The sequence below is a fragment of the Nocardia canadensis genome, assembly GCF_032656385.1.
GTDB lineage: Bacteria > Actinomycetota > Actinomycetes > Mycobacteriales > Mycobacteriaceae > Nocardia > Nocardia canadensis.
On sequence record NZ_JAVCWB010000005.1, the window covers coordinates 1 to 19,325 of the forward strand.

The 19,325-nt window shown below is 68.1% G+C and carries 18 protein-coding genes and 2 rRNA genes; 15 read left to right on the forward strand and 5 right to left on the reverse strand.

Annotated elements, in window-relative coordinates; genetic code table 11:
- Positions 1-23 precede the first annotated feature (23 nt).
- The 3 genes from Q7X29_RS11415 (at position 24) to Q7X29_RS11425 (ending at position 3,939) form a co-directional block, all read left to right on the forward strand.
- Positions 24-3,137, forward strand: a 23S ribosomal RNA gene (locus Q7X29_RS11415).
- A 120-nt stretch (positions 3,138-3,257) separates the two neighbouring features.
- Positions 3,258-3,374, forward strand: a 5S ribosomal RNA gene (gene rrf / locus Q7X29_RS11420).
- A 94-nt stretch (positions 3,375-3,468) separates the two neighbouring features.
- On the forward strand, positions 3,469-3,939 hold the full coding sequence (locus Q7X29_RS11425; RefSeq protein WP_316574036.1) for an SRPBCC domain-containing protein: 471 nt from the start codon (positions 3,469-3,471) through the stop codon (positions 3,937-3,939).
- Between the two features lie 21 nt (positions 3,940-3,960).
- Here the strand turns inward: Q7X29_RS11425 and Q7X29_RS11430 are convergent, their stop codons facing one another.
- The 3 genes from Q7X29_RS11430 to Q7X29_RS11440 are packed head-to-tail and all read right to left on the reverse strand — an operon-like array spanning position 3,961 to position 7,081.
- Positions 3,961-4,992, reverse strand: coding sequence for an ABC transporter substrate-binding protein (locus tag Q7X29_RS11430; RefSeq protein ID WP_218715838.1), 1,032 nt, complete (start codon positions 4,990-4,992; stop codon positions 3,961-3,963).
- Positions 4,992-6,053 carry an ABC transporter ATP-binding protein gene (locus Q7X29_RS11435; RefSeq protein WP_255586488.1) on the reverse strand — a complete coding sequence of 354 codons (1,062 nt, stop codon included), beginning with the start codon at positions 6,051-6,053 and terminating at the stop codon, positions 4,992-4,994. The genes Q7X29_RS11430 and Q7X29_RS11435 overlap by 1 nt, the downstream gene beginning before the upstream one ends.
- A complete protein-coding gene (locus tag Q7X29_RS11440) occupies positions 6,050-7,081 on the reverse strand; it encodes a FecCD family ABC transporter permease (RefSeq protein ID WP_316574037.1) in 1,032 nt (343 codons plus the stop codon). Before Q7X29_RS11440 ends, Q7X29_RS11435 begins: the two co-directional genes overlap by 4 nt.
- Before the next feature lie 259 nt (positions 7,082-7,340).
- On the opposite strand from Q7X29_RS11440, the gene Q7X29_RS11445 reads away from it, so the two are divergent.
- From Q7X29_RS11445 to Q7X29_RS11465, 5 genes are all read left to right on the forward strand, one after another.
- The gene (locus Q7X29_RS11445) at positions 7,341-8,432 is read left to right on the forward strand and encodes an ABC transporter substrate-binding protein (protein ID WP_218715840.1); all 1,092 of its coding nucleotides are present in this window, start codon (positions 7,341-7,343) and stop codon (positions 8,430-8,432) included.
- Entirely contained in the window at positions 8,432-9,292 is an 861-nt protein-coding gene (locus Q7X29_RS11450) for an ABC transporter permease (protein WP_316574038.1), read from the forward strand. Before Q7X29_RS11445 ends, Q7X29_RS11450 begins: the two co-directional genes overlap by 1 nt.
- Positions 9,268-10,032, forward strand: coding sequence for an ABC transporter ATP-binding protein (locus Q7X29_RS11455; protein WP_218717308.1), 765 nt, complete (start codon positions 9,268-9,270; stop codon positions 10,030-10,032). Before Q7X29_RS11450 ends, Q7X29_RS11455 begins: the two co-directional genes overlap by 25 nt.
- Entirely contained in the window at positions 10,029-11,378 is a 1,350-nt protein-coding gene (locus Q7X29_RS11460) for an LLM class flavin-dependent oxidoreductase (protein WP_316574039.1), read from the forward strand. Before Q7X29_RS11455 ends, Q7X29_RS11460 begins: the two co-directional genes overlap by 4 nt.
- A gap of 241 nt (positions 11,379-11,619) precedes the next feature.
- Positions 11,620-12,822 carry an MFS transporter gene (locus Q7X29_RS11465; protein WP_316574040.1) on the forward strand — a complete coding sequence of 401 codons (1,203 nt, stop codon included), beginning with the start codon at positions 11,620-11,622 and terminating at the stop codon, positions 12,820-12,822.
- Positions 12,823-12,991: 169 nt separating this feature from the next.
- On the opposite strand, the gene Q7X29_RS11470 is transcribed toward Q7X29_RS11465, so the two are convergent.
- Positions 12,992-13,570, reverse strand: coding sequence for a TIGR03086 family metal-binding protein (locus Q7X29_RS11470; protein WP_316574041.1), 579 nt, complete (start codon positions 13,568-13,570; stop codon positions 12,992-12,994).
- Between the two features lie 62 nt (positions 13,571-13,632).
- Between Q7X29_RS11470 and Q7X29_RS11475 the strand changes: the two genes are divergently transcribed.
- Entirely contained in the window at positions 13,633-14,397 is a 765-nt protein-coding gene (locus tag Q7X29_RS11475) for an AraC family transcriptional regulator (protein WP_316574042.1), read from the forward strand.
- Here Q7X29_RS11475 and Q7X29_RS11480 read toward each other — a convergent pair.
- Entirely contained in the window at positions 14,394-14,978 is a 585-nt protein-coding gene (locus Q7X29_RS11480; RefSeq protein WP_218717303.1) for a TetR/AcrR family transcriptional regulator C-terminal domain-containing protein, read from the reverse strand. The two genes, Q7X29_RS11475 and Q7X29_RS11480, sit on opposite strands and share 4 nt — an antisense overlap.
- Before the next feature lie 149 nt (positions 14,979-15,127).
- Between Q7X29_RS11480 and bioB the strand changes: the two genes are divergently transcribed.
- The 6 genes from bioB to Q7X29_RS11510 all read left to right on the forward strand — a co-directional run bounded on the left by bioB (position 15,128) and on the right by Q7X29_RS11510 (position 19,292).
- Positions 15,128-16,141, forward strand: coding sequence for a biotin synthase BioB (gene bioB, locus Q7X29_RS11485; RefSeq protein ID WP_019046302.1), 1,014 nt, complete (start codon positions 15,128-15,130; stop codon positions 16,139-16,141).
- Between the two features lie 26 nt (positions 16,142-16,167).
- Positions 16,168-16,377, forward strand: a complete 210-nt coding sequence (gene bsaP / locus Q7X29_RS11490) for a biotin synthase auxiliary protein BsaP (protein ID WP_189033945.1) — start codon at positions 16,168-16,170, stop codon at positions 16,375-16,377.
- On the forward strand, positions 16,377-17,024 hold the full coding sequence (locus Q7X29_RS11495) for a DUF2567 domain-containing protein (RefSeq protein WP_316574043.1): 648 nt from the start codon (positions 16,377-16,379) through the stop codon (positions 17,022-17,024). The genes bsaP and Q7X29_RS11495 overlap by 1 nt, the downstream gene beginning before the upstream one ends.
- Before the next feature lie 72 nt (positions 17,025-17,096).
- On the forward strand, positions 17,097-17,630 hold the full coding sequence (locus Q7X29_RS11500; protein WP_316574044.1) for a DUF1353 domain-containing protein: 534 nt from the start codon (positions 17,097-17,099) through the stop codon (positions 17,628-17,630).
- 124 nt (positions 17,631-17,754) lie between these two features.
- Positions 17,755-18,879: an AI-2E family transporter gene (locus tag Q7X29_RS11505; RefSeq protein WP_316574045.1), complete on the forward strand. Its 1,125-nt coding sequence runs from the start codon at positions 17,755-17,757 to the stop codon at positions 18,877-18,879.
- Entirely contained in the window at positions 18,876-19,292 is a 417-nt protein-coding gene (locus Q7X29_RS11510; RefSeq protein ID WP_316574046.1) for a DUF7144 family membrane protein, read from the forward strand. The genes Q7X29_RS11505 and Q7X29_RS11510 overlap by 4 nt, the downstream gene beginning before the upstream one ends.
- Positions 19,293-19,325: the final 33 nt, after the last annotated feature.

A 19,325-nucleotide genomic window follows, 5' to 3' on the forward strand; every position in this document is an offset into this window, starting at 1 on the left:
ACAGTGGACGCGAGCATCTTTGTTAGTAAGTGTTTAAGAGCGTACGGTGGATGCCTTGGCACCAGGAGCCGATGAAGGACGTAGGAGGCTGCGATAAGCCTCGGGGAGCTGTCAACCGAGCTGAGATCCGAGGATTTCCGAATGGGGAAACCCAGCACGAGTGATGTCGTGTTACCCGCATCTGAATATATAGGGTGTGTGGAGGGAACGTGGGGAAGTGAAACATCTCAGTACCCACAGGAAGAGAAAACAACAGTGATTCCGTGAGTAGTGGCGAGCGAAAGCGGATGAGGCTAAACCTCAAGCGTGTGATACCCGGCAGGGGTTGCGTTTGGGGTGTTGTGGGGTCATTCTTCTTGATTCTGCCGGATCAAGCGAGAGTAAGAAACCAATGTGTTAGTCGAAGTGGTCTGGAACGGCCTGCCATAGACGGTGATAGTCCGGTAGACGAAAACATGTTGGCTCTCGTGAGTGATACCCGAGTAGCAGCGGGCCCGTGAAATCTGCTGTGAATCTGCCGGGACCACCCGGTAAGCCTGAATACTCCCTGGTGACCGATAGCGGACTAGTACCGTGAGGGAAAGGTGAAAAGTACCCCGGGAGGGGAGTGAAATAGTACCTGAAACCGTGCGCTTACAATCCGTCAGAGCCTTCGTACTTGTGCGTGGGGTGATGGCGTGCCTTTTGAAGAATGAGCCTGCGAGTCATCGGTGTGTGGCGAGGTTAACCCGTGTGGGGTAGCCGTAGCGAAAGCGAGTCCGAATAGGGCGCCCTTTAGTCGCACATTATGGACCCGAAGCGGAGTGATCTACCCATGGCCAGGGTGAAGCGACGGTAAGACGTCGTGGAGGCCCGAACCCACTTAGGTTGAAAACTGAGGGGATGAGCTGTGGGTAGGGGTGAAAGGCCAATCAAACTCCGTGATAGCTGGTTCTCCCCGAAATGCATTTAGGTGCAGCGTCACGTGTTTCACGCCGGAGGTAGAGCTACTGGATGGCCTAGGGGGCCCACAAGCTTACCGAAGTCAGCCAAACTCCGAATGCCGGTGTGTGAGAGCGTGGCAGTGAGACTGCGGGGGATAAGCTTCGTAGTCGAGAGGGAAACAGCCCAGATCGCCGGCTAAGGCCCCTAAGCGTGTACTAAGTGGAAAAGGATGTGGGGTCGCTTAGACAACCAGGAGGTTGGCTTAGAAGCAGCCACCCTTGAAAGAGTGCGTAATAGCTCACTGGTCAAGTGATCCTGCGCCGACAATGTAGCGGGGCTCAAGTACACCGCCGAAGCCGCGGCATTTCAGCATTATCCTGCTTTCGAGCCAGGAGCTGGGATGGGTAGGGGAGCGTCCTGTGGCCGTGGAAGCAGCGGAGTGATCCAGCTGTGGAGGCCACGGGAGTGAGAATGCAGGCATGAGTAGCGAAAGACGAGTGAGAAACTCGTCCGCCGAATGACCAAGGGTTCCTGGGCCAGGTTAATCCGCCCAGGGTGAGTCGGGACCTAAGGCGAGGCCGACAGGCGTAGTCGATGGACAACGGGTTGATATTCCCGTACCCGTGTATCCGCGCCAAATATCGAATCAGTTGTGCTAAGTATCCAAAAGCGGATGGACCTCCTTCGGGAGGCCGGATGTGGCTGCATACGACCCTGGCTGTAGTAGGTAAGCGATGGGGTGACGCAGGAAGGTAGCTGGGCCAGGTGATGGAATACCTGGTGTAAGCCTGTAGGGCGTTGTGTAGGCAAATCCGCACAACATATAGCCTGAGAGGTGATGCGTAGCCGTTGTGGTGAATTCAGTGATCCTATGCTGCCGAGAAAAGCCTCTAGTGAGTTGGTACACGGCCCGTACCCCAAACCGACACAGGTGGTCAGGTAGAGAATACTAAGGCGATCGAGAGAACTGTGGTTAAGGAACTCGGCAAAATGCCCCCGTAACTTCGGGAGAAGGGGGACCTGCCCTGGTGACGAGTCTTGCACTCAGAGCTGGGGAAGGTCGCAGAGACCAGAGAGAAGCGACTGTTTACTAAAAACACAGGTCCGTGCGAAGTCGTAAGACGATGTATACGGACTGACGCCTGCCCGGTGCCGGAAGGTTAAGAGGACCGGTTAGCGCTTCGGCGCGAAGCTGAGAATTTAAGCCCCGGTAAACGGCGGTGGTAACTATAACCATCCTAAGGTAGCGAAATTCCTTGTCGGGTAAGTTCCGACCTGCACGAATGGCGTAACGACTTCTCTGCTGTCTCAACCACAGACTCGGCGAAATTGCATTACGAGTAAAGATGCTCGTTACGCGCGGCAGGACGAAAAGACCCCGGGACCTTCACTATAGCTTGGTATTGGTGTTCGGTACGGTTTGTGTAGGATAGGTGGGAGACTGTGAAGCTTGGACGCCAGTTCAGGTGGAGTCGTCGTTGAAATACCACTCTGATCGTATTGGACTTCTAACCTCGGACCATGATCTGGTTCAGGGACAGTGCCTGGTGGGTAGTTTAACTGGGGCGGTTGCCTCCCAAAATGTAACGGAGGCGCCCAAAGGTTCCCTCAGCCTGGTTGGCAATCAGGTGTCGAGTGCAAGTGCACAAGGGAGCTTGACTGTGAGAGTGACAGCTCGAGCAGGGACGAAAGTCGGGACTAGTGATCCGGCACCGGCAAGTGGAAGCGGTGTCGCTCAACGGATAAAAGGTACCCCGGGGATAACAGGCTGATCTTCCCCAAGAGTCCATATCGACGGGATGGTTTGGCACCTCGATGTCGGCTCGTCGCATCCTGGGGCTGGAGTAGGTCCCAAGGGTTGGGCTGTTCGCCCATTAAAGCGGCACGCGAGCTGGGTTTAGAACGTCGTGAGACAGTTCGGTCTCTATCCGCCGCGCGCGTTAGAAACTTGAGGAAGGCTGTCCCTAGTACGAGAGGACCGGGACGGACGAACCTCTGGTGTGCCAGTTGTTCCGCCAGGAGCACTGCTGGTTGGCTACGTTCGGAAGGGATAACCGCTGAAAGCATCTAAGCGGGAAGCCTGTTCCAAGATGAGGTTTCTCTCCCACTTGATGGGTTAAGGCCCCCTACAGACCATGGGGTTGATAGGCCGGAACTGGAAGCCAGGTAACTGGTGTAGGTGACTGGTACTAATAGGCCGAGGGCTTACTATCGAAGGTGTTACGCGTCCACTGTGCGGTATCTGAAACAACASACACTGCAGCACACCCGCCAGGGGTGGTCYTTTAGGGGATTRCTTTCTGGGTGGGGAGCGCTGTCTAGTTTCATAGWGTTACGGCGGTTATAGCGGTGGGGAAACGCCCGGTCCCATTCCGAACCCGGAAGCTAAGGCCACCTGCGCCGATGGTACTGCACTCGACAGGGTGTGGGAGAGTAGGACACCGCCGGAACATCATTGCGAAAGGCCCTCCAGCATTGCTGGAGGGCCTTTCGCGTTCGCGTCCTGGGGCCCGTGCGCCGGGTTCGGGGACTACCGTGGAAGCTATGGCGACCACGAGGATCGGCACGCACATCAACGCGCCTCGCGCGACTGTGTATCGACTGCTGCTCGAGGCGGACGCGGTGACGCAGTGGATGATGCCGGACGGCATGAGCTGCGAAGTACACCGGTTCGAGCCCGAGGCCGGCGGCTCCTTCTCGATCACCGTGACCAACGACGAACCCTCCCCGTCGGGCATAGCTGAGCTCCAGCACGACGCCTACTACGGACGGTTCCTGACCTTGGTTCCGGATGAGCGGGTGGTGGAGGTGATGGAGTTCGTCACCGGCAGGCCGGATATGGAGGGCGCGCAGTCCATCACGTTCTCCCTGAGCGACGCCGCCGGAGGCGGCACCGATCTGGAGGTGCTGCACGAGGACGTGCCCCAGGGGCTGACAGCGGCCGACAACGAGACGCACTGGCGGATGGGGCTGCGCAAACTCGCCGCCCTGGCCGAGCGCGGCACGGTCGACTGACCGGCCGCACCCGGCCGGTGGTCAGCGCACCGCGTCGTCGGCGCGCGGGGTGATGGTCGAGGCGGGGACCAGGTTCCACGCCTCGAGCTGCTTGCGGATCTGCTCGGCGGCGTCGATATTGAGCGGGCCGCTGGTCCACAGCGCGTACGGCAGGTTGAAGAACCGGCTGTCGCGGACGGCGCGCAGCCCGTTGATGCCGGGCTTGCCGCGCAGCAGTTCCACCTTCTGTGCGTAGCTCTGGCCGGGGTAGTCGACGAACATGATCGCGTCCGGGTCCGCGGCGGCCAGACGTTCCCACGAGACCTTGGTCCAGGTGTCGGCGACATCGTCGAGGACGTTGCGGGCGCCCGCGGCGTCGAGGATCGCCTGGGGCGCCCCGAACGTGCCGCTGGAGTAGATGGTGTCGGTGCCGCTGTCGAACAGGAAGACCGTCGGTGCCTTCGCCGGTTTCGGGGCGGCGGTGAGAGCGGCGAGCCTGCGATCGAGGTCGGCGGTGACCTCGGCCGCGCGGTCGGTGCGACCGGTGATCGCGCCCAGATCGGTGAGATCGGTGCGCAGGGCGGTCCAGGGTTCGACGGTGCCGCGTGCGGCAGCGCCGTCCTGCTGGCGGCAGCTCTCAGTGAGGACGTAGGCCGCCACCCCGTCCTTCTGGAGGGAGGCGGGGGTGAGGTTGCTCGCCTCGTCGTAGCCGTAGCTCCAGCCGGCGACCATGACGTCCGGGCGCTGGGCGAGGACGGTTTCGCGCGACGGGTACTCGGGGGCGACCGAGGTCAGCCCGTCGACGACGGCCGCACCGTAGTGCCTGCGCAGGGTGTCGGCGTCGCGCTGGATGCTCGACACCGCGGCCACCTGGTCCTGGGCGCCGAGCGCCAGGACCATCGAGACGAGGTTGCCGTCGTTGACGAACAGCCGTTGGGCGGGTGCGGGGAAACGGGTGTCCTTGCCGCAGTTGCGCACCGTGATGGTCGACGCGGTGTCCGCCGAGGTGCCGGTGCAGGCCGCCAGGACGGCGGCGAGGGCGGTGGTGGCCAGGATTCGGCCGGTGTTCTTCATCAGCGCGCCTTTCGCGGGGTGATCAACAGATGGTCCTCGCCGGTGACCGGGTGCCGGACCCGGGTGGCGTCCACGCCGAACACCTCGGCGACGACGTCGGGGGTCAGTGCCTCGGCGGGCGGTGCCGGTGGGCGGGCGATGCCGTTGTGCAGCACGATGATCCGATCGCAGTAGCGGTCGGCCAGCGACAGATCGTGCAGGGCGGCGACGACGGTGCGGCGCAGTCCACGGACCAGGCCGAGGAGCTCGAGTTGATGGGTGACATCGAGGTGGTTGGTCGGCTCGTCCAGCAACAGGACCGGGGTGTCCTGGAGCAGGGCTCTGGCCAGCAGCACCCGCTGCCGCTCGCCACCAGACAACCGGTGCACCGGGCGGTCGGCGAAACCCGAAAGGTCGACCGCCGCCAGTGCTTCCAGCACCTGCTGCCGCTCGCGCGGCGCGCCGAGACCCCACGGCGGCAAGTAGGGTGTCAAGCCCAGTGCGACCACTTCGCCGACGAGCATGTCGGCGGGCGGGCTCTCGTCCTGGGCCACCAGTGCCACCGCGGTCGCCCGCTGTCGTGGTCGCAGCTCGTGCAGCACTCGGCCCTCGACGAGCACGCGGCCGCGCGCGGGCTTGCCGATACCGGCCAGCGTTCGCAGCAGCGTCGTTTTGCCGCTGCCGTTGGGGCCGACGATGCCGATTGTCTCGCCGGGCGCGATCGAGAAGTCCACGTCGGCAACGATGTTCCGCCGGCCGACGGCGCACGTCAGTTCGAATGCTCGCACCGCTGCGGGCGGCGCGGGGTCGGGGCGGGCCATGCTGTCGACCCTCGCTGGGGATTCGGGGGTGTCGGCGCCACCGTGCTCTGTGCCGCGCACCCCGTCGCCGAGGAGGTCGTCGGTCACCGTTCGAGGGATGTGGTCGCGGGCTTCGCCGGGATCGTCGGCCGCGGTGCGTGCGTCGGACCGGTTGTCGTCGCGATGCGCATCGGCGGAATCGGCCGAGGGGGCACCCTGCTCGTCCGGCTCGGTGCCGGCGCACGGCGCCGAACGGGGAGCGGGGTGTTCGTGCGTGGTCATGACGCGCCGAACCGGTAGCGCCTGCGGCCCATCAGGAGCAGGAAGGTGGGGGCACCGATCAAGCCGGTGAGGACCCCGACGGGGATCTCGGTGGGGCGCACCAGGACCCGGGTCGCGGCATCGGCGATCACGAGGAACAGCGCGCCGCACAGGGCACAGGCGGGGAGGAGGTCGCGGTGGCGTGGGCCGACGATCATGCGCGCGGCATGGGGAACGACGAGGCCGACGAAGCCGATCCCGCCCGACACCGCCACCAGCACACCGACGAGAACCGCCAGCAGCACGAACAATCCGAGGCGCAGTTCCTTCACCGGGACGCCGATCGAGGACGCGGTGGTCGCGCCGAGGGTGAGCGCGTCGAGCCAGCCGGCGATGGACAGCAGGACACCACCCGCGAGGAGCACGACGACCAGCGGCAGCGCGAGTGTCGTCCAGTCCGCCCCGGCCAGGCTCCCGAGCAGCCAGAACAACACCGACTGCGCGGCGGCGGGATCGGTACTGCGGAAGACCAGATAGCTGCTGAACGCGGCGAAGGCCGAGCCGAGCACGGTGCCGGTGAGGACCAGCCGCAGCGGGGTCAGTCCGCCCTGGGCGAAGGCGACGAGCAAGACGAGCGTCGCCGCGCCGAACGCGCCGGCCAGCGCGCCGCCCGACAGCGCCCAGATGCCCGCGCCCGCGAACAGGCCCGAGGTGATCACCGCGGCCGCGCCCACGCCCGCGCCGGAGGAGACGCCGAGCAGGTAGGGATCGGCGAGGGGATTGCGGACCAGGGTCTGCATCGCCGCGCCCGCCAGCGCGAGACCGGCGCCGACCACGGCGGCCAGGACCGTGCGGGGCACCCGGAGCTGCCAGACGATGGTGTCGATGCCGAGATCGGTGGTTGTGGTCCCGGTCAGGCGGGCGCCCAGGGTGTCGAGCACCGCGGACACGGGGACGATCTCGGCGCCGAAGCCGGTCGCGCCGATCATGGCGGCCAGCAACAGCGTCCCGAGCAGGGGGAACGCGAGCGATGTCCGGGCACGGATCATCGCGGTATCTCCAGAGGCAAGGCGCGGCCCTTTCAGAGGGTGCCCGGCGAGGGAGGTCTGACTTTCGCCGCGAGGCGATCACAGTGGCGCGACCGTTCCGGAGTTGCACCGGATTCCCGCACCCGCCGGGGATGACGACCGAACTCTAGCGTGGCACCCGGTGCCAGCGGTCTACCGGGGGACCGGCCGGTAGACCGGTGTTCCAATCACGCTAAGGCTAATGCTATTCGGGAAAACCCCGGATTGATTCAATCCCTCTATGCACCGACCGAATACGTTCCTGCCCGGCCTGCGAGGCCGTGCCACCGCCGCGCTTCTCGCGGTGGCTACCGTTGCGACGCTCGGCCTGAGCGGATGCTCGAACGGCAGCGACGCACCGGTCGGCACCCCGGACGCGCCCCTGCCGACCGAGGTTCCCGCGGGCACCACGCTCGTCGTGGCCGACCAGCAGGAGCGGTTGCAGTCCGCGCTGCGGCTGTCCGGTGAGCTGGACAAGCTGCCGTTCAAGATCGAATTCGCCAACTTCGTCGGTGGCCCGGCCATTCTCGAGGCCTTCCGGGCCGGTGCCGCCGATGTGGGTCAGGTCGGCGACGTGCCGCCGATCCACGCGCTGGCCGCCGGTCAGGACGTGCCGATCGTCGGTTCGTATCAGACCAACCCGCAGGCGTTGAAACTGGCTGTCGCGCCGGGCCGTTCGATCAGCAAGCTCGCCGACCTGAAGGGCAAGAAGATCGCCTATGCCGAGGGCACCGCGCAGCAGGCGGCCGTGCTCAAGGCGCTCACCAAGGCGGGGCTGAAGCCCACCGACGTGCAACTGGTCCGACTGCAGCTCGCGGAGTTCCTCGATGCCGTGCGCACCGGTCAGGTCGACGTGGCGCCGCTGATCGAGCCCAACGTCACCCGGCTGCTGCGCACCCAGGGCGCCTCGGTGATCCCCGATTCGGAGACGACCGGGATCTACAGCGGCCTGGCCTACCTCTACGCGCGCCGCGCCGTCGTCCAGGACCCGGCCAAGGCCGCCGCCACCCGCGCCCTCGTCGGCGCGTTCGTCCGGGCCTGGCACTGGACCAACACCCACCGCGAGGAGTGGGCGACCAAGTACTACGTCGACAGTCAGAAGGTCAGCGCCGACGACGCCGAGCGGATCGTCGAATCGCTGGGCACCTACACCTTCCCGCACCTGGACCAGCAGCTGGTCGCCCGGCAGCAGACCACCATCGACGCGATCGACGCCGTCGGCGAGCTGCCGAAGAAGATCAGGGCCTCCGACGGCTTCGACCTGCGCTTCGACGCCGCGGTCACCGAAGCGGTCACCGCCGGCGGGGCGGCGTTCGCGCCGGCGGCGGGCTGATGGCCACCCTCGACGCCGGGGTGCTGCGGCGGATCCGCAGTACCCCGGCACCGGTCGCGGCGCTCGCGCCACGCGGGCGGGGCAGGCGCACACTCGGGCCGGGCAAGCCCATCCCGTTCGGCTTCGCGCTCGGTCCCGCGCTGCTCGTCGGCGCGTGGGTGCTCGGGTCGGCCAGCGGCGCGCTGGACCCGGATACGCTGCCCGCGCCGTGGACGGTCGCGCAGACCGCCGGTGACCTGATCGCCGACGGGCGCCTGCAGTCGAACCTGCTGACCTCGCTGCGACGCGCCGCGATCGGGCTCGGGCTCGGTGTGGTGATCGGCGTCGTCCTGGCGCTGGTGGCGGGTCTGAGCCGGATCGGCGAGGCGATCGTCGACGGGCCGGTACAGATCAAACGCGCGATCCCGACGCTGGCGCTGATCCCACTGTTCATCGTGTGGTTCGGCATCGGCGAGGAGATGAAGCTGATCGTCATCACGACCAGCGTGCTGATCCCGGTCTACATCAACACCCACGCGTATCTGCGCAGCGTGGACGCCCGGTACGTGGAGCTCGCCGAGACCGTCGGGCTGTCGCGGTGGGGTTTCCTGCGGCGGATCGCGCTACCGGGGTCGCTGCCGGGCTTCTTCCTCGGACTGCGGCTGGCGGTGACCATCTCCTGGCTGGCGCTGGTCGTGGTCGAACAGGTCAACGCGACCAGCGGCATCGGCTATCTGATGACGCAGGCACGCACCTACGGACAGATCGACGTCATCGTCGTCGGTCTGGTGATCTACGGACTCCTCGGGCTCTTCGGCGACCTCGCCGTGCGGGCGGCGGAACGGAAGGCGCTGGCATGGCGACAGACACTGGGCGACTGATCGACGAGGGCCGGAGCGTGGTGCGCACCCGCGCGCTCACCCGTGGCTTCGGCGAGCGGATCGTGCTGGACGGCATCGACGTCGAGATCCGGCGGGGTGAGTTCGTGGCGCTGCTCGGCCGCAGCGGCTCGGGCAAGAGCACGCTGCTGCGGGCGCTGGCCGAACTCGATGCCGACGTCCCCGGCTCCGGTGAGCTCACGGTGCCGACCCAGCGCGCCGTGGTGTTCCAGGACTCGCGGCTGCTGCCGTGGGCGCGGGTGCTCGACAACGTGGTGCTCGGGCTCACCGGGCGCGACGCCGCCGCGCGTGGCCGCGCCGCGCTGGCCGAGGTCGGCCTGGCCGGGCGCGAGAAGGCGTGGCCACGGGAGCTTTCCGGTGGCGAGCAGCAGCGGGTGGCGCTGGCCAGGTCGCTGGTGCGCGAGCCCGAACTGCTGCTGGCCGACGAACCGTTCGGCGCATTGGACGCGCTCACCCGGATCCGGATGCACGCGCTGCTGCAAGCACTGTGCGAGCGGCACCGGCCCGCCGTGCTGCTGGTGACCCACGACGTGGACGAGGCCGTGCTGCTCGCCGACCGTGTGCTGGTCCTGGACGAGGGCCGGATCGCGATCGACCAGCGCATCGATACGCCGCGCCCGCGCAGGCACGCGCACCCGGAGTTCATCCGGCTGCGTGAGGTCCTGCTGGCCGGGCTCGGCGTCGACACCGCCGAATTCGAGGAAGTGAAGCAAGCGTCATGAGTGCACCACGGCAACTGAGTCTCAACGCGTTCATCTACCCGTCGGGCCACCACGAGGCGGCCTGGCGGCATCCCGACAGCAGGCCCGACCGGATCTACGACGTCACCTACTACCAGGAGATCGGGCGTACCGCCGAGGCGGCGAAGCTGGACGCGGTGTTCTTCGCCGACGGGCCCGCGCTGCGCACCGACGTGCGCCACAATGCCGCGCCGGGCCTGGAGCCGATCACCCTGCTCACCGCGATCGCCGCGGCGACAACACATCTGGGCCTGATCGCGACCGCGTCGACCACCTACTACGAGCCCTACAACCTGGCACGGCTGTTCTCCTCGCTCGACCACATCTCCGGTGGCCGGGCGGGCTGGAACATCGTCACCACCGGCACCGATCTGGCCGCGGCGAACTTCGGCCTCGATCGGCATCCCGATCACGCCGAACGCTATGCCCGTGCCAGGGAATTCGTCGACGCGGTGGTCGCGCTGTGGGACAGCTGGGAGGACGACGCGATCCTGCTCGACCGTGCGGCCGGCCTCTACGCCGACCCGGACAAGATCCATCCGATCGACTTCGTCGGTGAACATCTTCGTGTGCGTGGGCCGTTCAACGCCGCGCGCACACCGCAGGGGCATCCGGTGCTGGTGCAGGCGGGCGCGTCGAACGAGGGCAGGGCCTTCGCGGGCAAGTACGCCGAGGCCATCTTCACCGCGCATCAACGGCTGTCGGACGCGCAGGCCTTCTACGCCGACATCAAGGCCAAGGCCGCGGAGTTCGGGCGCGACGCGAGCGAGGTGAAGATCCTGCCGGGGATCAGCCCGTTCATCGCCGATACCGAGGCCGCCGCGCTGCGGTTGGAGCGGGAGTTCAACGAGCTGACCGTGCCCGAATACGGGATCAAGCAGCTGGAGTCCATCACCGGGACCTCGCTGCGCTCCCTCGCGCTCGACGAGCCGGTGCCGGTCGAGACCTTCGCCGGGGCCGGTGATGTCACCGACAACGCGCGCAGCCGGTTGCAGGTGGTGGCGGGCATCGTCGAGCGCGAGCGGCCGACCCTGCGCGGGCTGCTGCACCGGCTGGCGGGCGCCCGGGGACACCGGGTGTTCGCGGGGACGCCGGAGCAGGTCGCGGACACGATCGAGGAGTGGTTCACCCAGGGCGCGGCCGACGGTTTCAACGTGATGCCGCCCTACTACCCGGGCGGGCTGGAGGTGTTCACCGAGACGGTGGTGCCGATCCTGCGGGAGCGCGGGCTGTTCCGCACCGAATACACGGGCACCACGCTGCGCGATCATTTCGGGCTCGCCCGTCCGCGCGGCCGGGTCGCGGTGGAACCCGTCAGCGTCGGATGAACCGGCTGGCCGACGAAAGCTGTTGTACCGCACGTCTATCGCAGGGGCCACGGGCCAATGCCGGCGACCGCCGACCCGGCGGTGGTGGGAACGTGGTGCCCATCCCTTCCGATCCGTCGGGCGCGACCGGGGTTCGGGTGGGTGCGCGCTGTCGCCCGCTGGATCGGTTCGGCAGCCGCGATGCCGGACGTGCGCAGGTGGCCTCGGGTCGTGATCGTCGGCCTCGGCCGGCCGGGTTCCGGTGAGCGCGGGGGTCGTCGGGGGCGTCGACTCGGTGCGGCTGCGGTCGCTGGTGTGGCCGGTGTTCGCGCCGATGGCGCTGTACGGCGTCGGAGCCGGGGCCGCCGCGCCGATGTACGCGTTGCGGGCGTTGGACCTCGGGGCGTCGGCGGGTGCGGCGGGACTGATCGTCGCGCTGAGCGGGCTCGGGATGGTACTGACGGATCTGCCCGCGGGGCGGATCGTCGCGCGGATCGGGGAGCGGGCGGCGATCGGCGTGGGCAGTGTGCTCGGCACGGTCGGGGTGCTGGCGGCGATCCTCGCGCCGAATCTCGGGGTGCTGGCGGTGGGTCTGCTGCTCAACGGGGCGGCGGGTGCGGTCTGGGGGCTGGCGCGGCAGACCTATCTGGTCACGGTGGTGTCACCCGATCAGCGCGGGCGGGCCATGTCGACGCTGGCGGGCGCGCATCGGCTCGGGTTCTTCTGCGGGCCGTTCCTCGGCGCGGCGCTGGTGCACGGGTTCGGTCCGGTGGGCGCGCTGTGGCTGCAGCTGGTGACCACGCTGCTGGCCAGTGCGGCGATGGTGACCATCCGCCCCGCCGATCTCGACGACGTGGCCGCGCTGCGGCCGCTGCACACGGTGCTCTCCGAAAACCGCAGGGCGCTGAGCACTCTCGGGCTCGCCTCGGTGGCGGTCGGCGCGGCTCGGGCCTCCCGCACGGCATTGCTGCCGCTGTGGGCCGCGCATCTCGGTATCGATGCCGCGACCACCAGTCTGCTGTTCGGGCTGGCGGGTGCGGTCGACGTGCTCATGTCCTATCCGGCCGGGGTCTGGCTGGATCGGGCGGGCAGCCGGGTCACCGGCATCGCCTGCGGCGTCTGTTTCGCGGCGGGCTACGCGGCACTGCCGTTCACCCACTCGGCGCTCACCATGGGCGCCGCGACCATGCTGCTCGGCCTGGCCAACGGCCTGAGCAACGGCCTGATCATGACCGTCGGCGCCTTCGCCGCGCCGGAGGACCGCCGCGCGGAATTCCTCGGCGCGTGGCGATTGACCCACGATGTGGGGATGTTCGTGGGTCCGGTTGCGGTCGGCCTGGTCGGCGCGGCCGCGGGCCTGGCGTCGGCCGGTGCGCTGCTCGCGATCGGCGTCGGGTTGGGCACCGTCGCGATCTACCGCTGGTTCCCGGGGCGCGTGCGGCCACGGCTGGTCAGCGACGAGTGATACTGCGGCTCAGGGTGGTTCGGGCCGTGGGTGAGGGTGATCGCGGAGGAGTGCGACGGCTCCCCGTTGTTTTCGGTTCACTGTGGATGCGGGGTCCGTGGGGAGCGGCCTACTGCCCGGCAGGTGCGGCGAGGCACCTGCCGGGCGGAGGTGCCCGGGTGTAGCGGTTTTACTTCCCAGCGGGATCGCGGCCGGTGAGGCCGAGGATGCGGTCGAGGAGGGGAGCGTCGGCGGCGACGGGGATCTCGGGGCCGTAGATGCCCATCGCGCGCCCCTGGTCGGCGGTCGCGGCGGTCTCGTCGAGGACGTAGTCGAGCAGGTCGTCGTCCCACTCGACGGTCGTACCGAGAGCGCGGGCGAGATCCCAGCCGTGGACGATCAGTTCGCCGACGACCATGCCGCCGACCAGCGACGCTGGCAGTTCCGTCGGCCCGCCCAGGCGGGTGGTGCCCTGCCACGCCGCAGGGTCGCGCCAGGCGGCGGCCAGCTCGCCGAGCTGGGTGTCGAGGGCGGCGGACCAGTCGCCGGCGGTCAGGTCGACCTCGGTTTCGGCGGCCGCGGGCGGAGCGACCGCCGCCTTGCTCGCCGCGCCGACCAGGGACGGACCCCAGAACAGCAGATGGTTCAGCAGGGCGCGGACATCGAATTCGGCGCAGGGCGTGGGGGCGGTGAGCTGGTCCGGCGTGAGGGTGCGCAGGAGCTTCGACAGTGGTTCGGCGGCGCGGGCGACGCGTTCGGTTTCGGACATGCACCGAGGTAACCACCGTCGACAGCGCGCTGTCTTGAACAAACGCGACATACACTCGCCGCGTGGAGCGCGATCCGCGGGAACTCGGGGGCGCCTGGCGTGCGGCGCAACAGCACACGTTCGCCGACCCGTCGGGGGAGCCCGCGCGCTATGTCGCCCGGTATTGGTCGGTGACCTGGGAGTACGAGCGGCCGTATCGGCAGTTGGTGGTGCCGCTGCCGAACGTCCACCTGAGCTTGCGGGACGGGCGGGCCGAGGTGCACGGGCCGTCGTCGTCGCACGTGTACCGCGAGTTGTCGGGGGCCGGTTCGGTATTCGGTGTCGCGTTCCGGCCCGGCATGTTCCGCCCGTTCCTCGGCGGCCCGGTGGCCGAGCTACGAGATCGGACAGTCGATGCCGCAACGGTTTTCGGCCGTGAGTTGCCGGTCGCGGCCGATGTCGACTCGGTGGAACGCTTTCTCGTCGAGCGCCGGCCCGCCCCCGATCCGCAGGCCGAGCTCGCCGCGCGGGTGGTCGATGCGATCGCCGGGGACATCGAGGTGACCAGGGTGGAGGCGATCGCGGACCGGTTCGGGCTGAGCGTGCGCGGGCTCCAGCGGCTGTTCGCCGAGTACGTCGGACTCGGCCCGAAATGGGTGGTGCGCCGCTATCGCTTGCACGAGATCACCGAGCGCCTCGCCGGCGGGGTCGTGATCGACTGGGCCGCGACCGCCGCGGACCTGGGCTACGCCGACCAGGCGCACCTCAGTAGGGACTTCCGCCGGATCTTCGGCGAACCGCCGACCCGCTACGCGCAACGGTACGAACCGCGCCGAGACGGTCCCTAGCGGACGCGCGTGCCCAGGATGGTGCGCACGCCCGCGATGAACAACTGCAGGCCGAAGTCGAAGCGCGCGGTCGGGTCGGGGGTGTCGTGCAGCGGTGAGGCGTCGTCGGCGAGCGCGCCGACGGAATCCATCTGCATCCGCGACTGCTCGTCCACGGTCTGGCCGAGCACGTAGTAGAGCAGGGTGTAGGCCGTGAGTTCGGCTTCCTCCCTGGTCATTCCGCCCCGGATGACGATGCCGGCCAGACGTTCGCGGGCCTTGCTGGTGGTCAGGCGCGAGGCGTAGGTGGCCGAGACCAGTTCGGCGCCGTCGCGGTAGGCGAGCAGACAGTCGCGCAGACGGTGGGCGAGTTCGGTGAGTTGCTCGGGCCATTCGACGGCGGTGATCGGCTCGTCCATCGGCGCCAGGATCCGGTCGGCGACCGCGCCGAGCAGCGACTGCTTGTCCTTCACGTGCCAGTACAGCGCGCCGGGCTGGACCTGCAGCGATCCGGCCAGCCGGCGCATCGTCAGGTCGCCGAGACCGTACTGGTCCAGAATCGCGACGGCGGCATCGACCACATCCGTCTTCCGCAGTTGCACGCGTGTCCTTCCCCAGAGATTCACCGACCCGAGTGTCGTGTCTCACTCGCACCCGCTACCCTAGCCTGAACACCGTTCAAGTTGCACGGCCACGCCGGGTGGATCACACCCGCGCTCGTGCACGCACCCCGTCGAAGGGACATCACGTCGTGACACAGGCACCCGTCCAGACCGACATTCTGGCCATCGCCCGTGAGCAGGTGCTCGAGCGCGGCGAAGGCCTCACCGAGGCGCAGACCGTCGAGGTGCTGCGCCTGGGCGACGACCGCCTGGAAGCGCTGCTCGAGCTCGCCCACGAGGTGCGGATGAAGTGGTGCGGGCCCGAGGTCGAGGTCGAGGGCATCATCAGCCTCAAGACCGGCGGCTGCCCGGAGGACTGCCATTTCTGCTCGCAGTCGGGCCTGTTCCAGTCGCCGGTGCGCGCGGCCTGGCTCGACATCCCCAGCCTGGTCGAGGCGGCCAAGCAGACCGCCAAGACCGGCGCTACCGAGTTCTGCATCGTCGCCGCCGTCCGCGGCCCGGACGAGCGCCTGATGGCCCAGGTCGCCGCGGGCGTCGAAGCCATCCGCAACGAGGTCGACATCCAGGTCGCCTGCTCGCTGGGCATGCTGAACCAGGAGCAGGTCGACCAGCTCGCCGCGATGGGCGTGCACCGCTACAACCACAACCTCGAGACCGCCAAGTCGCACTTCCCGAAGGTGGTCACCACGCACACCTACGAGGAGCGCTGGGACACCCTGCGCATGGTGCGCGAGGCAGGCATGGAGGTCTGCTGCGGTGGCATCCTCGGCATGGGCGAGACCATCGAGCAGCGCGCCGAGTTCGCCGCGCAGCTGGCCTCGCTCGAGCCCGACGAGGTGCCGCTGAACTTCCTCAACCCGCGCCCCGGCACCCCCTTCGGTGACCTGGAGGTGCTGCCCGCGGCCGACGCGCTGCGCGCCATCGCCGCGTTCCGCCTGGCGCTGCCGCGCACGATCCTGCGTTTCGCCGGTGGCCGCGAGATCACCCTCGGTGACCTGGGCGCCAAGCAGGGCATGCTCGGCGGCATCAACGCCGTCATCGTCGGCAACTACCTCACCACCCTCGGCCGTCCCGCCGAGTCGGATCTCGATCTGCTGGGTGAGCTCAAGATGCCGATCAAGGCGCTCAACGAAACCCTCTGAGACGCAGGCGCAGTAGGGTGACAGACATGGACGAGCGCTACAACCCGTTCACCGGCAAGCGGATCGTGCCGGGGCTCGACGACGCGATGCCCGCGGCCGCCGCGCTCGGGCTCGAGCCGCCGCGGTTCTGCGAGCAGTGCGGTCGGCGGATGATCGTGCAGGTGAGCCCGGACGGCTGGTGGGCCAAGTGCTCCCGGCACGGGGTCATCGAATCGGCGCAGCTGGAACGCCGGTAGTGGTCGCCGAGGTCGGCGCCGCGCCGCGTCCGGAGGTCCTGCGCCGTGAGGTGATCGGCGTCGGTGTCGTCGCGGTCGTCGTGCTCGTGGCGAGCGCGGCGGCCGGGGTGGCGTGGGGTCTGCTCGCGCCGACCGAACGGCTGCGGGTGACCCAGCCCGGCCGCGCCGCCGTGCTCACCGGCGAGAGCCTGCACCTGTTCGACGCGGTCGGGATGTTCCTGTGCCTGGGCGCGGTGGTCGCGATGCTGACCACGATCGCCGCGTGGCGGGTGCGCAGCGTGCGCGGTCCCGCGCTGGTCGTCGGGATTCTGCTCGCCTCGGGACTCGGTGCGGCGGTGATGATGTGGCTCGGCGAGGCGGTCGCCGAAGGCAGGCATCCGCGTCCGCACGATCCCGCGGTCGGGCAGATCGTCGCGTTGCCCGCGGAAGTCGGCACCGACCTCGCGCTGCTGGTGCAGCCCTTCCTGGCCGCGCTCGTGCTGCTGTTCCTCGCCGCGCTGCACCCGCGCACCGATCTCGGTTCGGGCTCGGCGGGCCTGCTCGGTGACCTGCGACCGGCCGAATTCGACGACTATCCGGTGGCAGGCCAGGCCGAGGAATATCGCCCCAGCGGCGATTTCGATTCGAGTCCGCAACCGCGCGTCTGAGCGCTTCCCCCGACCCCGCGCGGCGCTACCATCGCCGATATCGGCAGGTGGACGGCTCGGGAGGAGTGGGTCGTGGGATTCATCGGAGGCGGCCCGGTCGTCGAAGAGCTGGACGCGAAATTCTGGCGGCTCATCGAACCGCTCACATATCAGGGTGCGACGCAGACCTTCACGGTCCCGGCCGGATTCCGCACCGATTTCGCCTCCGTCCCACGGTCGCTGGTCTGGCTGATCCCGCGCTACGGCGCCTACACCCGGGCCGCGATCCTGCACGACTATCTGTGCCGCACCGAGACGGTCAGCCGCGCCGACGCCGACGGCATCTTCCGGCGCTGCCTGCACGAGTTCGCGGTCTCGACGCCGCGGCGCTGGATGATGTGGGCCGCAGTGCGTCTGGGCAGCCGCCTGCGCGGCGCGACACCCGGTGACCTCGCGCGCTGGCTGGTGGTCGCGCTGCCGTCGGTGGTGTTCCTGACGGTGCCGGTACTCGTGGTGACGCTGGCGCTGTGGCTGTTCTGGGTGGTCGAGCTGGCCTTCTGGGCGGTCGGCCGACTCGGCAGGCGGACATCCGCGCCGCCACCGACCCCGCAGATGAAGACGGCCTGACCGAACTTCACCCAGAACGGGCGATGTGCGCGGCCCGCGACCTCCCTAGCGTCGGTCCCTGGAGGACTGGGCGACACCGCGCGAAGTCTTCTCCGGCTGTGTTCACCAGACCGAGGGAGTGTCGATGTCCGAGCCGAGTACGAGCGCCGCGGCGCCGCCGTCCTGGATGATTCCCCGCGGGCTGATCGTGCTGTTGTCGCTGGCCGCGGGCGTGGTCGTGGTCGGGGGCCTGAAAGTCTTCTCCGGCATCGTCGGCCCGGTCTTCCTGGCACTCATGCTCACCATCGCGGTGCAGCCGTTGCAGGGGTGGGCGCAGCGCCGTGGCTGGTCCACCTGGGTGGGGATGGTTCTCGCCCTGGTCGCGGTGGTGGGAATTCTGCTCGGGATCGGTCTGGCGCTGGCGGTCTCGGCCTGGCAGCTGGCCTCGCTGCTCCCGGAATACGGCGACAAGCTGAACTCGCTGCTCGACAACGTCCGCGGGCTGCTCACGGATCTGGGCATCAGCTCCGACCAGATCCACAAGGTGCTCGACGGCATCGATGTCGGCAAGGTCGCCGAGCTGGTCGAGTCGCTGCTCGGCGGTGTGCTCGGCGTGTTCTCGAATCTGTTCTTCGTCCTGGCCCTGCTGCTGTTCATGGCCGTCGACGGGATGACCATGGACAAGCGGATGCTCGTGGTGCGCGAGCAGCGGCCCGCGATCGCGAGCGCCCTGCTGTCCTTCGCCGAGGGCACCCGCAAGTATCTCGTCGTATCCACCGTGTTCGGCGCGATCGTGGCGGTGATCGATGGTGGCGCACTGTGGTTGATGGGCGTGCCGCTGCCGATCCTGTGGGCGCTGCTGTCGTTCATCACCAACTACATCCCGAACATCGGCTTCGTCATCGGTGTCATCCCGCCCGCGCTGCTGGCGCTGCTCGACAGCGGGCCGGTGCTGATGATCTGGGTGATCGTGGTCTATTCGGTGATCAACTTCGTCATCCAGTCGATCATCCAGCCCAAGTTCGTCGGCGACGCCGTCGGTTTGGGCGTGACCATCACCTTCCTGTCGCTGGTGTTCTGGGCGTGGGTGATCGGCGCGCTCGGCGCGCTGCTCGCCATTCCACTGACGCTGCTGGTCAAGGCGCTGCTGCTCGATATCGATCCGTCGACCCGGTGGGCCGATGTCCTGATCGGCGCGCCGTTGCCGAAACCGGTCCCGGAAGAAGCCGAGTCGGAACAGGAACAGGAGCCGGAAGCGAAGCGGCCGTGACGACGACGATGGTGGCGGCTCCGCCGCGTCCGGTGTCACAGGGCGTCGCCGCCGGGATCACCATGCTGGCCGTCGCGCTGCTGCTCGTCGCGAGCATCCTGGAGATCCTGCGCGGCATCGCGTGTCTGGCCGGCGGCGAGATCTTCGACACCACAAGGCCGTACACGTTCGAACTGGACCTCAGCACCTGGGGGTGGCTGCATCTGCTGGTCGGGGTGTGCGGGGTCGCGATCGCCCTCGGCATGATCCTGGGCGCGCGGTGGGCGCTGGTGGTGGCGGCCGTCCTGGCCGGGGTGTCGATCATCGCGAATTTCGCGTCGCTGCCGTACTACCCGTGGTGGTCGGTGGTGGTGATCCTGCTCGATCTGGCCGTCGTCTGGGCGGTGTCCACCTGGGAACCCGAGCGCTACTGAGCCGATCGGGATTCCGCAGCCTCGACAGACCGG